12 protein-coding genes are annotated in these 12,701 nt (G+C 62.8%); 11 read left to right on the top strand and 1 reads right to left on the bottom strand.

The genetic code is table 11. The annotated features are described in order from the left end of the window. Positions 1-9 precede the first annotated feature (9 nt). The 11 genes from G3N99_RS05395 to G3N99_RS05345 all read left to right on the top strand — a co-directional run bounded on the left by G3N99_RS05395 (position 10) and on the right by G3N99_RS05345 (position 11,242). Positions 10-1,140, top strand: a complete 1,131-nt coding sequence (locus tag G3N99_RS05395) for an SLC13 family permease (protein WP_206121855.1) — start codon at positions 10-12, stop codon at positions 1,138-1,140. 571 nt (positions 1,141-1,711) lie between these two features. After that, positions 1,712-2,236, top strand: coding sequence for an ATP synthase subunit I (locus G3N99_RS05390; protein WP_046550074.1), 525 nt, complete (start codon positions 1,712-1,714; stop codon positions 2,234-2,236). 109 nt (positions 2,237-2,345) lie between these two features. After that, positions 2,346-3,197: a F0F1 ATP synthase subunit A gene (gene atpB, locus G3N99_RS05385; RefSeq protein ID WP_011350522.1), complete on the top strand. Its 852-nt coding sequence runs from the start codon at positions 2,346-2,348 to the stop codon at positions 3,195-3,197. Positions 3,198-3,272: 75 nt separating this feature from the next. Then, on the top strand, positions 3,273-3,542 hold the full coding sequence (atpE, locus tag G3N99_RS05380) for a F0F1 ATP synthase subunit C (RefSeq protein WP_122167899.1): 270 nt from the start codon (positions 3,273-3,275) through the stop codon (positions 3,540-3,542). 130 nt (positions 3,543-3,672) lie between these two features. Further along, positions 3,673-4,143: a F0F1 ATP synthase subunit B gene (locus tag G3N99_RS05375; protein WP_011350523.1), complete on the top strand. Its 471-nt coding sequence runs from the start codon at positions 3,673-3,675 to the stop codon at positions 4,141-4,143. 2 nt (positions 4,144-4,145) lie between these two features. Beyond that, the gene (locus G3N99_RS05370; protein ID WP_206121854.1) at positions 4,146-4,685 is read left to right on the top strand and encodes a F0F1 ATP synthase subunit delta; all 540 of its coding nucleotides are present in this window, start codon (positions 4,146-4,148) and stop codon (positions 4,683-4,685) included. 44 nt (positions 4,686-4,729) lie between these two features. Further along, positions 4,730-6,271 carry a F0F1 ATP synthase subunit alpha gene (atpA, locus tag G3N99_RS05365; protein ID WP_011350525.1) on the top strand — a complete coding sequence of 514 codons (1,542 nt, stop codon included), beginning with the start codon at positions 4,730-4,732 and terminating at the stop codon, positions 6,269-6,271. Between the two features lie 69 nt (positions 6,272-6,340). Next, entirely contained in the window at positions 6,341-7,216 is an 876-nt protein-coding gene (gene atpG, locus G3N99_RS05360; RefSeq protein ID WP_174940226.1) for a F0F1 ATP synthase subunit gamma, read from the top strand. 66 nt (positions 7,217-7,282) lie between these two features. Next, positions 7,283-8,677 (top strand): F0F1 ATP synthase subunit beta, encoded by a 1,395-nt coding sequence (gene atpD / locus G3N99_RS05355; RefSeq protein WP_174940224.1) that lies wholly within the window; start codon positions 7,283-7,285, stop codon positions 8,675-8,677. A gap of 156 nt (positions 8,678-8,833) precedes the next feature. Next, a complete protein-coding gene (locus G3N99_RS05350) occupies positions 8,834-9,259 on the top strand; it encodes a F0F1 ATP synthase subunit epsilon (RefSeq protein ID WP_006477288.1) in 426 nt (141 codons plus the stop codon). Between the two features lie 255 nt (positions 9,260-9,514). Then, positions 9,515-11,242, top strand: a complete 1,728-nt coding sequence (locus G3N99_RS05345) for an AMP-binding protein (RefSeq protein WP_206121853.1) — start codon at positions 9,515-9,517, stop codon at positions 11,240-11,242. A 721-nt stretch (positions 11,243-11,963) separates the two neighbouring features. Here G3N99_RS05345 and G3N99_RS05340 read toward each other — a convergent pair. After that, positions 11,964-12,701, bottom strand: a 738-nt coding sequence (locus G3N99_RS05340; RefSeq protein WP_206121852.1) for a transporter substrate-binding domain-containing protein, incomplete at its 5' end; no start/stop codon positions are given.

Raw genomic sequence — 12,701 nt, 5'->3', positions numbered from 1 at the left:
GGGCAGCTCATGGAGGAGACGGGCGCACCGGCGCCGCGCCGGTGGCTCGGATGGCTTGCGCAGGAGCCCGTGCTATCGGTGCTCGCGCTGGGCCTGATCCTGCTGCAATGGGTGCGTCCGCAACCATTTTCCGTATTGGCCGATCGCGTCGACTGGCAGACGGTCGCGACGCTCGCGGGCCTCTTGATGCTGACCAAGGCGCTCGAGTTGTCCGGCTGCCTGATGTGGCTCGCGCACCGCATCGTGCATCACGTGCACTCCGAACGCGGCTTGGCCATGCTGCTGGTCGGATTCGCCGCGTTGCTGTCGATGTGGCTCACCAACGACGTCGCGCTGTTCGTCGTCGTGCCGCTGATGGTGTCGCTGCGTGCGCTGACGCCGCTGCCGTTCCGGCGGCTCGTGATCGTCGTCGCGCTGGCCGTCAACGCGGGGTCCGTCGCGACGCCGCTCGGCAATCCCCAGAATCTTTTCCTGTGGCAATTGAGCGGCGTGTCGTTCGGCCACTTCGTGGTCACGCTCGGGCCGCTCGCGATCGCGCTGATGGCGCTGCTGTTCGTGCTGACCGCGTGCGCGTTTCGCGCGAAGCCGCTCGACCTGTCCGGCGACGTCGTCGCCATTCCCGTGCAACGCATGCACGCGCTGATCGCGGCGGTGCTGTTCGCGGCATTCGTGCTGCTCGCCGATGCGCATCATCCGCTGCCGGGCCTGGTTGCTGTCGCGATCGTGCTGCTCGCCGTAAAACGTGACGCAGTCCTGAAGATCGACTGGCTGCTGCTGCTGATCTTCGTGCTGATGTTCGTCGTGTTGCGCAGCGCGGCTGCGCTGCCCGTCATCCATGACGCGATTGCGCATGCGAATCTCGATTCACCGCTGCGCATCTTTGCGGCCGGTGCCGTGCTGTCACAGGGCATCAGCAACGTGCCGGCCGCGATCCTGCTGTCGGAGTTCACGCACGACTGGCGCGCGCTCGCGTTCGGCGTATCGGTCGGCGGATTCGGTTTCGCGATCGGCTCGCTGGCGAACCTGATCGCTGTGCGTCTCGCGAAGGAGCCACGCATGTGGCTGCCGTTCCACCTGGTCTCGATTCCGTTCGCGCTCGCCAGCGCGGCACTCGGCGCATGGCTGCTCGTTCACGGTTGAGCGACGCCGGTGTGCGTGGCACAGGCGTGCCATTCGGGTGGCGGGGGGGGGGGCGCACAGCATTCCCGCTGGTGCGGGGCTGTTGATAAGTGTGGCAATCCACAGTCGATCGACTGTGGTGGCATGACAACTGATTGGATAATTTGCTGCGTCAGCGTCGATCCGGATTTCGCGCATCCGTCGCGGCCGGACGATCGCAGTGTTTCGTCTGCTCGGGGCGTCGTGCTGAACTCGGGCTCGACGCCGCGTCACAGCGTGGATCCTGGGCGGTGATCGTGCCGCTCCGTCCGCGCCCGCGCCGGGCATCGTTTCCTCGCCATTCCCTCGTCGCCGGATTTCTTCGGGCAAGAAATACCGGTGCAAAAAAGCGACCTTACAACTGTCATCGTACGTCGTCGAATCGCGTGTTTTTTCACATGATGAGGCGTCGTTTTACGCAGGTTTTTGTCGCGTCTAAAGCCTTGAATCACTTGCAACTATCGCTTACAATCGCCCGGATTTGTTAGCTAGGCACCCCTGAAAGCTTTCAGAAAGCTTGGGGCCGGGTTCAAGGATTTTGCGGAAGATTGCGATGGCGGGTCAGGCGCCGGACGACAGGCACGATGATCAGCGCACGCAACGCACCGCTTCAGCGGCCGGCGAGCGGCGCGAATTCGATGATGACTGGGATGCCGAGCAGCAAGATAACAATATCGTTCCGCTCACACGGGTAGAAGCCGAAAAGCTGTTCGGCCCGAACGTGAGCAAGCCCTCGCGCGTGACCCCCTATAAGGTGGTGTTCGCGCAAGTGGTTCTGTCCCTGGTTGCAACGCTGGCGTGGTGGCTGTTTTCAAAGTCGCCGGGCGCCGCTGCGCAATCCGCGTTTCTGGGCGGAGCGATCGGCTGGGTGCCCAGTGCGGTATTCGTGGCACGACTGAAGGCAGGTGGCTCGGCCACCGTGATGAGCTGGGTGATGGGCGAAGCCCTGAAGCTCGCTCTGACGATCGGGATGTTCACTGCAGTGGCGTTCGGCTGGTCCGGCGTGCACTGGGTGCCGTTCCTCGTCACGTACCTCGTCGTGCTGAAGACGTACTGGATCGCGCTGGCCTGGCGGTAAGGAACAAGCAGCGTGCGGTTTCGACAACGAACCGCACCGGCCCGTTCCCGCAATAGCGTGTTGCGGAACTGGCAAAACGATTTTCGACAATTTGGGTGGCATTAACGATATGGCAGCTAGCGAAGGCACGCGCGGTCCGGATCCGTCCGAGTACATTGCGCACCACTTGCAGAATTTCTCCACCTCGCATCAGACGTCGATTTTCGACATTCACGTCTGGAATCTCGACACGCTGTTCTGGTCGATCGTTTGCGGCATCGTGACGATCCTCGTGCTGCGTCTGGCCGCCCGCAAGGCGACGTCGGGCGTGCCGGGCCGTTTCCAGTGCGCGATCGAGATGCTCGTCGAGATGGTCGAAGACCAATCGAAGGCCATCGTTCACGGCAATCGTACCTTCATCGCTCCGCTCGCGCTCACCGTGTTCGTGTGGGTCGCGCTGATGAACTCCCTCGACTTCCTCCCGGTCGACCTGCCGGGCCGCGTGATCGGCCTGCTCGGTCTGTCGGACGTGATTTCCCACCATCGCATCGTCCCGACGGCCGACCTGAACGGCACGCTCGGCATCGCGCTCGGCGTGTTCGTCCTGATGATCTACTACAGCATCAAGATCAAGGGCGCGGGCGGCTTTGTGCATGAGCTGCTGTCGGCACCGTTTGGCGCCCACCCGCTGCTGTGGATCCCGAACCTCGCGCTCAACATCGTCGAATATCTCGCGAAGACCGTCTCCCTCGGTATGCGGCTGTTCGGCAACATGTACGCGGGTGAGCTGTTGTTCCTGTTGATCGCCCTGCTCGGCAGCATGTGGAGCTTCGGTGGCGACGCAACGTTCCTCGGCTTCGTTGGCCATGTGATCGCGGGTAGCGTCTGGGCAATCTTCCACATTCTGATTGTTCTGTTGCAGGCATTCATTTTCATGATGCTGACGCTGGTGTATCTCGGCCAGGCGCACGACAAGCACTAAGCGCGGCGTGCAAGAAAGAGTTTCCGTTTTAGTTTTTTAAATCTCAGTTCCAAGTCTTTTCACAAAGGAGTGATCATGCAAGCTTACATCGCCAACATCCAGGGTCTGACCGCCATCGGTATCGGCATCATCATTGGCCTGGGTGCAATCGGCGCCTGTATCGGTATCGCGCTGATGGGTGGTAAGTACATCGAAGCCTGCGCACGTCAGCCGGAACTCATCAACCCGCTGCAAACGAAGATGTTCCTGCTGGCTGGTCTGATCGACGCGGCATTCCTGATCGGCGTGGGTGTTGCAATGCTGTTCGCGTTCGCGAACCCGCTCCTGGCGAAGCTCGCAGGCTAAGGTTCCCTCGGAAATATGCGTCCGGCGCAAGCCGGCGCAGGGCGGAACGGAGACTTGGGGCGCTGATCGAATGCAACTCGATGAGCGCCTTACCGTTTCATTTTTCCGGAATAGCAGATAAGGAAACACCGTGAATCTCAACGCAACTCTGTTTGCGCAAATGGTCGTGTTCCTGGTCCTCGCGTGGTTCACGATGAAATTCGTGTGGCCGCCGTTGATCAACGCCCTCGACGAACGTTCGAAGAAGATCGCCGACGGCCTCGCCGCCGCCGAGAAGGGCAAGGCAGAACTCGACGCAGCGCACAAGCGCGTGGACCAGGAACTCGCGCAGGCCCGCAATGACGGCCAGCAGCGCATCGCCGACGCTGAAAAGCGTGCCCAGGCGGTCGCCGAGGAAATCAAGTCCAACGCCCAGGCTGAAGCCGCCCGCATCATCGCCCAGGCGAAGGCGGAAGCAGAACAGCAAATCGTGAAGGCGCGCGAAGCGCTGCGTGGTGAAGTCGCTACGCTGGCCGTGAAGGGCGCCGAGCAGATCCTGAAGCGCGAAGTCGATCAAACGGCCCACGCCCAACTGCTGAATCAACTGAAAGCCGAGCTCTGATCATGGCCGAACTTGCAACCATCGCCCGCCCTTACGCAGAAGCGCTGTTCCGCGTGGCCGAGGGCGGTGACATCGCCGCCTGGTCCACGCTCGTGCAAGAGCTGGCCCAGGTTGCGCGTCTGCCGGAAGTCCTGTCGGTCGCGTCGAGCCCGAAGGTGACGCGCACGCAAGTAGCCGAGTTGCTGCTTGCTGCGGTGAAGTCGCCGCTCGGGGCTGGCGCAGAAGCGAAGAACTTCGTGCAGATGCTGGTCGACAATCATCGCATCGCGCTGCTGCCGGAAATTGCAGAGCAGTTCGAGGCGCTCAAGAACGAACGTGAAGGTGCAGCCGACGCCGAGATCGTGAGCGCGTTCCCGCTGAACGGCGCGGATCTCGAGAGTCTCGTCTCGGGCCTCGAACGCAAGTTCAAGCGCAAGCTGAAACCGACGGTCGCAGTCGATTCGTCGCTGATCGGCGGCGTGCGCGTGACGGTCGGCGACGAAGTGCTCGACACCTCGGTTCGCGCGCGCCTCGCAACGATGCAGGCTGCGTTGACCGCCTGAGCGCCACGCCGGCACGCAACAGAATTGACTATCAGGAGCGAATAATGCAACTCAATCCCTCTGAGATCAGCGAGCTGATCAAGAGCCGGATCCAGGGCCTTGAAGCGAGCGCAGACGTTCGCAACCAGGGCACCGTGATCTCCGTGACCGACGGTATCGTGCGTATCCACGGCCTGTCGGACGTGATGCAGGGCGAAATGCTCGAGTTTCCGGGCAACACGTTCGGTCTCGCGCTGAACCTCGAGCGCGACTCGGTCGGCGCGGTGATTCTCGGCGAATACGAACACATCTCGGAAGGCGACATCGTCAAGACGACGGGCCGCATTCTCGAAGTCCCGGTTGGTCCGGAACTCGTCGGCCGTGTGGTCGATGCGCTCGGCAACCCGATCGACGGCAAGGGCCCGGTCAACGCAAAGCTGACCGACGCGATCGAAAAGATCGCCCCGGGCGTGATCTGGCGTAAGTCGGTGTCGCAGCCGGTGCAGACGGGCATCAAGTCGATCGACGCAATGGTGCCGATCGGCCGTGGCCAGCGTGAGCTGATCATCGGCGACCGTCAGTGCGGCAAGACCGCGGTGGCGCTCGACGCGATCATCAACCAGAAGGGCAAGGACCTGATCTGTATCTACGTCGCGATCGGCCAGAAGGCTTCGTCGATCATGAACGTGGTTCGCAAGCTCGAAGAAACGGGCGCGATGGAATACACGATCGTCGTCGCCGCTTCGGCTTCGGATTCGGCAGCGATGCAGTACCTCGCACCGTACGCCGGCTGCACGATGGGCGAATACTTCCGTGACCGCGGCCAAGACGCGCTGATCATTTATGACGACTTGACCAAGCAAGCCTGGGCATACCGTCAGATCTCGCTGCTGCTGCGCCGCCCGCCGGGCCGTGAAGCATACCCGGGCGACGTGTTCTATCTCCACTCGCGTCTGCTCGAGCGTGCTGCTCGCGTGTCGGAAGAGTACGTCGAGAAGTTCACGAACGGCGAAGTGAAGGGCAAGAGCGGTTCGCTGACGGCACTGCCGGTCATCGAAACGCAGGCTGGCGACGTGACCGCGTTCGTTCCGACGAACGTGATCTCGATTACCGACGGCCAGATCTTCCTGGAAACCGACCTGTTCAACGCAGGCATCCGCCCGGCAATCAACGCCGGCGTGTCGGTGTCGCGAGTCGGTGGCGCCGCTCAGACGAAGGTCGTGAAGAAGCTGTCGGGCGGTATCCGTACCGACCTCGCGCAGTATCGTGAACTGGCGGCATTCGCCCAGTTCGCATCGGACCTCGACGAAGCAACCCGCAAGCAGCTCGAGCGCGGCCGCCGCGTGACGGAACTGCTGAAGCAGCCGCAGTACCAGCCGCTGCAGGTGTGGGAACTGGCCGTGTCGCTGTACGCCGCAAACAACGGCTACCTCGACGACCTCGACGTCAAGCAAGTGCTGTCGTTCGAGAAGGGCCTGCGCGAAAGCCTGAAGACCAGCAACGCTGACCTCATCAAGCGCATCGAAGACACCAAGGATCTCTCGAAGGACGACGAAGGCGCACTGCGCTCGGCGATCGAATCCTTCAAGAAGTCCGGTGCCTATTGATCCGCGAGTGACACACTGAGGCCGCGCGGGTGCTGATGCGCCCGCGCCGCTTCGGTCAAGGAGCAAGCTATGGCTGGAATGAAGGAAATTCGCGGCAAGATCAAGAGCGTGCAGAACACGCGCAAGATCACGAAGGCGATGGAGATGGTGGCCGCATCGAAGATGCGCCGCGCGCAGGAACGCATGCGCGCCGCTCGTCCGTATGCGGACAAGGTCCGTGCCATCGCCGCGCACATGAGCCGCGCGAACCCGGAGTACCGCCACCCGTTCATGGTGGCGAACGAAGGCTCGAAGACGGCCGGCATCATCCTCGTCACGACGGACAAGGGTCTGTGCGGTGGTCTGAACACCAACGTGCTGCGTGCGACGGTGCAGAAGTTCAAGGAGCTGGAAGAGAAGGGCCAGAAGGTCGAAGCTACCGCGATCGGTAGCAAGGGCCTCGGGTTCCTGAACCGCTTCGGCGCGAAGGTGATGTCGCAGGTCGTGCACCTCGGCGACACCCCGCATCTGGACAAGCTGATCGGCGCCGTGAAGACGCAGCTCGATCTGTACTCGGAAGGCAAGCTGTCGGCGGTTTATATCGCTTACACGCGCTTCGTCAACACGATGAAGCAGGAAGCCGTGATCGAGCAGTTGCTGCCGCTGTCGTCGGAACACTTCGAAGCCGATGACGGTACGCCGGCCACGTCGTGGGATTACATCTACGAGCCGGACGCGCAGGCAGTCGTCGACGAACTGCTCGTGCGTTACGTCGAGGCGCTGGTGTACCAGGCCGTCGCGGAAAACATGGCGTCCGAGCAATCGGCGCGCATGGTCGCGATGAAGGCCGCGTCCGACAACGCGAAGACGGTGATCAGCGAACTGCAGCTCGTGTACAACAAGAGCCGTCAGGCCGCGATCACGAAAGAACTGTCGGAGATCGTCGGCGGCGCAGCCGCTGTTTAAGCGCGCGCCCGGGACGACAACTGCGCCTTTGCGCGAGTAAAGAATCAGGTATTTAAAGGAAAAGCGATGAGTACTGCTGCTTTGGTAGAAGGCAAGATCGTACAGTGCATCGGCGCCGTTATCGACGTGGAATTCCCGCGCGACAGCATGCCGAAGATCTACGACGCGCTCATTCTCGATGGCTCGGAACTGACGCTCGAAGTCCAGCAGCAGCTGGGCGACGGCGTTGTCCGTACCATCTGTCTGGGTGCATCCGACGGCCTGCGCCGCGGCCTGACCGTGAAGAACACGGCAAAGCCGATCTCGGTGCCGGTCGGCAAGCCGACCCTCGGCCGAATCATGGACGTGCTTGGCCGTCCGATCGACGAAGCTGGCCCGATCGAAAGCGCAACGACGCGTTCGATCCACCAGAAGGCTCCGGCGTTCGACGAACTGTCGCCGTCGACCGAACTGCTCGAAACGGGTATCAAGGTTATCGACCTGATCTGTCCGTTCGCAAAGGGCGGCAAGGTTGGCCTGTTCGGCGGTGCTGGCGTGGGCAAGACCGTCAACATGATGGAGCTCATCAACAACATCGCGAAGGAACACGGCGGTTACTCCGTGTTCGCGGGCGTGGGCGAGCGTACCCGTGAAGGGAACGACTTCTACCACGAAATGAAGGACTCGAACGTTCTCGACAAGGTCGCGCTGGTGTACGGCCAGATGAACGAGCCGCCGGGCAACCGTCTGCGCGTTGCGCTGACCGGCCTGACGATGGCCGAGCACTTCCGTGACGAAGGCCTCGACGTGCTGTTCTTCGTCGACAACATCTACCGTTTCACGCTGGCCGGTACCGAAGTGTCGGCACTGCTCGGCCGTATGCCGTCGGCAGTGGGCTATCAGCCGACGCTGGCTGAAGAAATGGGCAAGCTGCAAGAGCGCATCACGTCGACCAAGAAGGGCTCGATTACGTCGGTTCAGGCCGTGTACGTCCCTGCGGATGACTTGACCGACCCGTCGCCGGCTACGACCTTCGGCCACCTGGACGCAACCGTCGTTCTGTCGCGTGACATCGCTTCGCTGGGTATCTACCCGGCGGTCGACCCGCTCGACTCGACGTCGCGTCAGATCGACCCGAACGTGATCGGTGAAGAGCACTACTCGATCACCCGTCGCGTTCAGCAAACGCTGCAGCGCTACAAGGAACTGCGCGACATCATCGCGATTCTGGGTATGGACGAACTGTCGCCGGAAGACAAGCTGTCGGTCGCGCGCGCTCGTAAGATCCAGCGTTTCCTGTCGCAGCCGTTCCACGTTGCTGAAGTGTTCACGGGCTCGCCGGGCAAGTACGTGCCGCTGAAGGAAACGATCCGCGGCTTCAAGATGATCGTCGACGGCGAGTGCGACCACCTGCCGGAACAGGCGTTCTACATGGTCGGCACGATCGACGAAGCCTTCGAAAAGGCCAAGAAGATCTCGTAAGGATTCGAGTGAGTCGCACGGCGCGTGCTGGCCGGGGTGTCGGTCTTCATTGACCGATAGTCAGGCTGGCCGCGCCGACCGCAACACGCTCAATCCGCCGTGCATGGGACGAGAGCAGGCGCCGCGAGGCGTTCGCTCTCGCCGACAGGAGTCCATATGGCAACCATCAAAGTAGACGTCGTCAGCGCGGAAGAGCAGATCTTCTCGGGCGAGGCGAAATTCGTCGCGCTGCCGGGCGAAACGGGTGAGCTGGGCATTCTGCCGGGTCACACGCCGCTGATCACGCGGATTCGTCCGGGTGCGGTGCGCATCGAAGTCGAGGGCGGCAACGACGAATTCGTGTTCGTCGCAGGCGGCATTCTCGAAGTGCAGCCGGGTGCCGTGACGGTGCTCGCCGATACCGCGATTCGCGGCAAGGACCTCGACGCGGCGAAAGCCGAGGAAGCACGCAAGCGTGCCGAGGAAACGCTGCAGAACGCGAAGTCGGATCTCGACCTCGCGAAGGCGCAATCCGAGCTCGCGACCGCGATGGCGCAGCTCGAGGCGATCCAGCGTCTGGCGAAGATCCGCAGCCGGCACTGAGCCGCGCCGCGTATCCCGCGAAAGAAAGCAGCCTTCGGGCTGCTTTTTTTTCGTCCGTCGTGTTCGTCTGATTTTTTGCGGGCCGGATCATTCCGTCCGGTCGTGCTATTTCATCCGTCGGCCGCGATTTGCTGTCAGAGTATCGTCAGCCGCGCGCGTCATCATCCGTGTTGAGGCCGTCCGTCGCGATTGCGCGGCGGAGGCGGGCGCCGAAGGCGCGTGCAGGCCGATCAGACAAAAAGGACGGAGACATTCATGGCAGCAGACCTTGGCGTGGGCGCGCTGATCGCGCCCGAAAACGGCTTGTCGTACGTGCGTGGCACGACCGACGTGCCGCTCTCCGAAGCGACGATCGGCCGGTTCCTGCTGGATACGGCCGGCCGCTTTCCCGATCGTCCGGCCGTCGTGTTCCGCGAGCAACAGGTGCGCTGGACCTGGCGCGAGTTCGCGAACGAGGTCGATGTGCTGGCGTCCGGCCTGGCCTCGCTCGGCATCGTGAAGGGCGATCGCGTCGGCATCTGGTCGCCGAACCGCAGCGAATGGCTGCTCACGCAGTTCGCGACCGCGCGGATCGGCGCGGTGCTCGTCAACATCAATCCGGCCTACCGGCTGTCGGAGCTCGAATACGCGCTGAACAAGGTTGGCTGCAAGGCCGTGATCGCTGCCGAGCGATTCAAGACGTCCGCGTACGTCGAGATGCTGCAGACCATCGCGCCGGAGCTCGCGACCGCGACGCCGGGCGACCTGCATGCGGCGCGCGTGCCGAGCCTGCGCACGGTCGTGTCGATGGGCGACATCGCGCCCGCCGGCATGTTCCGCTTCGCGGACCTGATGGCGCGCGGCCGCCAGGCCGTCGATCCCGCGTTGCTCGATGCGATCGGCGCGACGCTCGCGGCCAGCGAGCCGATCAACATCCAGTTCACCAGCGGTACGACGGGCAGCCCGAAGGGCGCGACGCTCACGCATCGCAACGTCGTCAACAACGGGCGCTCGATCGCGACGGCGATGCGGTTCACCGAGCAGGACACGCTGTGCATCCCGGTGCCGCTGTATCACTGCTTCGGGATGGTGCTCGCGGTGCTCGCCTGTGTGTCGAAAGGCGCGGCGATGGTGTTCCCCGGCGAAGCGTTCGACCCGGTCGCGACGCTCGCGGCGGTGGCCGACGAGCGCTGCACCGCGCTGCACGGCGTGCCGACGATGTTCATCGCCGAGCTCGATCACCCCGAGTTCGCCAAATTCGACTTGTCGACGCTGCGTACCGGGATCATGGCCGGTTCGCCGTGCCCGATCGAGACGATGAAGCGCGTCGTGTCGCAGATGCATCTGTCGGAGATCACGATCGCGTACGGGATGACGGAAACGAGCCCCGTGTCGTTCCAGAGCTCCACCGACGATCCGCTCGAGAAGCGCACAACGACGGTCGGGCGCATTCAGCCGCATCTGGAAGTGAAGGTCGTCGATCCCAGCGGCGGCATCGTGCCGGTTGGCGCGACGGGCGAGCTGTGCACGAAGGGCTATTCGGTGATGCTCGGCTACTGGGACGACGACGTGAAGACGCGCGAGGTGCTGGTGGACGGCTGGATGCATACGGGCGACCTCGCGACGCTCGATGCGGACGGCTACTGCAACATCGTCGGCCGGCTGAAGGACATGGTGATTCGCGGCGGCGAGAACGTCTATCCGCGCGAGATCGAGGAATTCCTGTTTCGGCATCCGAAGATTCAGAGCGCGCAGGTATTCGGCGTGCCCGATACGAAGTACGGCGAAGAGCTGTGCGCGTGGATCGTGCTGCGCGCGGACGAGCAGATGACCGAGGACGACGTGCGCGCGTTCTGCAACGGGCAGATCGCGCACTACAAGATCCCGCGCTACATCCGCTTCGTCGACGAGCTGCCGATGACGGTGACGGGCAAGGTGCAGAAGTTCGTGATGCGCGACCGGATGATCGAGGAACTGAAGCTCGACGTGCAGAAGACCGCGTAGCGCGGCATGCAGGTGGGAAAAACGCGGCGGCCTGCGGGCCGTTGCGCTTTCGATGGACGAAAAAAAGCGGGCTTATTAGCCCGCTAAAAACCACACGCTACGGGGTTAGCGCGAGGAGACCAAAGATGAAACCGAGTCCGGCGGGGGGCCGGAAACGACTCCAACAGGGATGCCCCTCGGAAGGGCTTCGGTACGTGACCGACTGGCTCGCAGCGCTTCGCGTCCGCTCACACTTGGCACACGAGACCGCATCCGTGTTGAAACCGTTGAGGCCATTGTGGGCGAATTAATGACCCCTCGCGGTAACAAAGTGTTTCAGGTTGTAACGCCCGCCAGATAAGGCTTTCCGGGATTTTTTGCTGTTTTTGAGGGCCTGAAAAAGGTCATTTTTACTCATATTTTCCGCAGCGTTTTCAGCGCATGCGCGCGATGCGTTTTTCATGCGTATCAGGCTCGACGAATTGCCGATTTGCACGCGAGAAAATGCGCCTTTCGCCCGATACTGCGCATGACGAGTCATTCGTCAGAAAGATTTTGAAACGTGATTGGCCGGCGCGGAAGTCGGCCATTCGGCCAATTCGGTGGCTTCGGGCCGATTTTCCGGGCGTCGGCACGCTGCGCCGAAGTGTAACGGCGGCACTTCGGCCGCCGCCGCGCAGCGACTTTTGCGGCGGTGGCAGCGGGGTCGGTGCCCGCTATCGGCCGCCGCGCGCATGCCTGCTTACTTCAGCCATTTGTCCGAAATCGCCTGGTATTCGCCGGTCGACAGCGCGAGATGCAGCCACTGGTCGACGTACTGCTGGAACGCGACGTCGCCGCGCGGCACCATGTACGCCTTCTCGCCGAACTGGAACGGCTTGTCCGGATGCACCGAGCAGAGGCCCGGATTCAGCTTTTGCTGCAGCAGCGTCTCGGACGCATCCGTCACCATCACGTCCGCCTTGCCGGCGAGGATCTGCTTGAAGATCGTTACGTTGTCCGGATAGACGGTGAGGTTCGCATGCGTGAAATACTGCTTCGCGAAACGCTCGTTGGTGCCGCCCGGGTTCACGATCACGCGCGTTTCCGGCCGGTCGATCTGCGCGACGGTCTGGTATTTGTCGGCGTCCGCGCAGCGCACGATCGGCGTCTTGCCGTCGACCACGTACGGCTGCGTGAAGAACACGCGCTTCTGGCGCTCGAGCGTCGTCGACACGCCTCCCACCGCGATGTCGCATTTCGCGACGAAATCGCCGGTCAGGTTCGGCCAGCTCGTCTTCACGTAGTCGGTCTTCACGCCGAGCGACTTCGCGAGCGATTCGGCCATGTCGATGTCGATGCCCTCGAAGCGGCCGTCCGCGCGGTAATACGAATACGGCTTGTAGTCGCCCGTCGTGCACACGCGCAGCGTGCCGCGCGCGAGCACGTCGTCGAGCCGCGAGCCGGCGCCCGGTGCGGCGGCAGCGGCGCCCGCGCCGGT

The sequence above is a fragment of the Burkholderia sp. Ac-20392 genome, assembly GCF_017104585.1.
Lineage (GTDB): Bacteria > Pseudomonadota > Gammaproteobacteria > Burkholderiales > Burkholderiaceae > Burkholderia > Burkholderia lata.
Note: the sequence above shows the minus strand (reverse complement) of the source record. Positions and strands in the feature narration are given on the sequence as shown.

Excerpts from the sequence above, each read along its gene's own strand:
- G3N99_RS05350 (WP_006477288.1), top strand. The coding sequence starts at position 8,834 with ATGGCAACCATCAAAGTAGACGTCGTCAGCGCGGAAGAGCAGATCTTC.
- atpD (WP_174940224.1), top strand. The coding sequence starts at position 7,283 with ATGAGTACTGCTGCTTTGGTAGAAGGCAAGATCGTACAGTGCATCGGC.
- atpG (WP_174940226.1), top strand. The coding sequence starts at position 6,341 with ATGGCTGGAATGAAGGAAATTCGCGGCAAGATCAAGAGCGTGCAGAAC.
- G3N99_RS05395 (WP_206121855.1), top strand. The coding sequence starts at position 10 with ATGGAGGAGACGGGCGCACCGGCGCCGCGCCGGTGGCTCGGATGGCTT.
- G3N99_RS05345 (WP_206121853.1), top strand. The coding sequence starts at position 9,515 with ATGGCAGCAGACCTTGGCGTGGGCGCGCTGATCGCGCCCGAAAACGGC.
- G3N99_RS05370 (WP_206121854.1), top strand. The coding sequence starts at position 4,146 with ATGGCCGAACTTGCAACCATCGCCCGCCCTTACGCAGAAGCGCTGTTC.
- G3N99_RS05390 (WP_046550074.1), top strand. The coding sequence starts at position 1,712 with ATGGCGGGTCAGGCGCCGGACGACAGGCACGATGATCAGCGCACGCAA.
- atpE (WP_122167899.1), top strand. The coding sequence starts at position 3,273 with ATGCAAGCTTACATCGCCAACATCCAGGGTCTGACCGCCATCGGTATC.
- atpB (WP_011350522.1), top strand. The coding sequence starts at position 2,346 with ATGGCAGCTAGCGAAGGCACGCGCGGTCCGGATCCGTCCGAGTACATT.
- atpA (WP_011350525.1), top strand. The coding sequence starts at position 4,730 with ATGCAACTCAATCCCTCTGAGATCAGCGAGCTGATCAAGAGCCGGATC.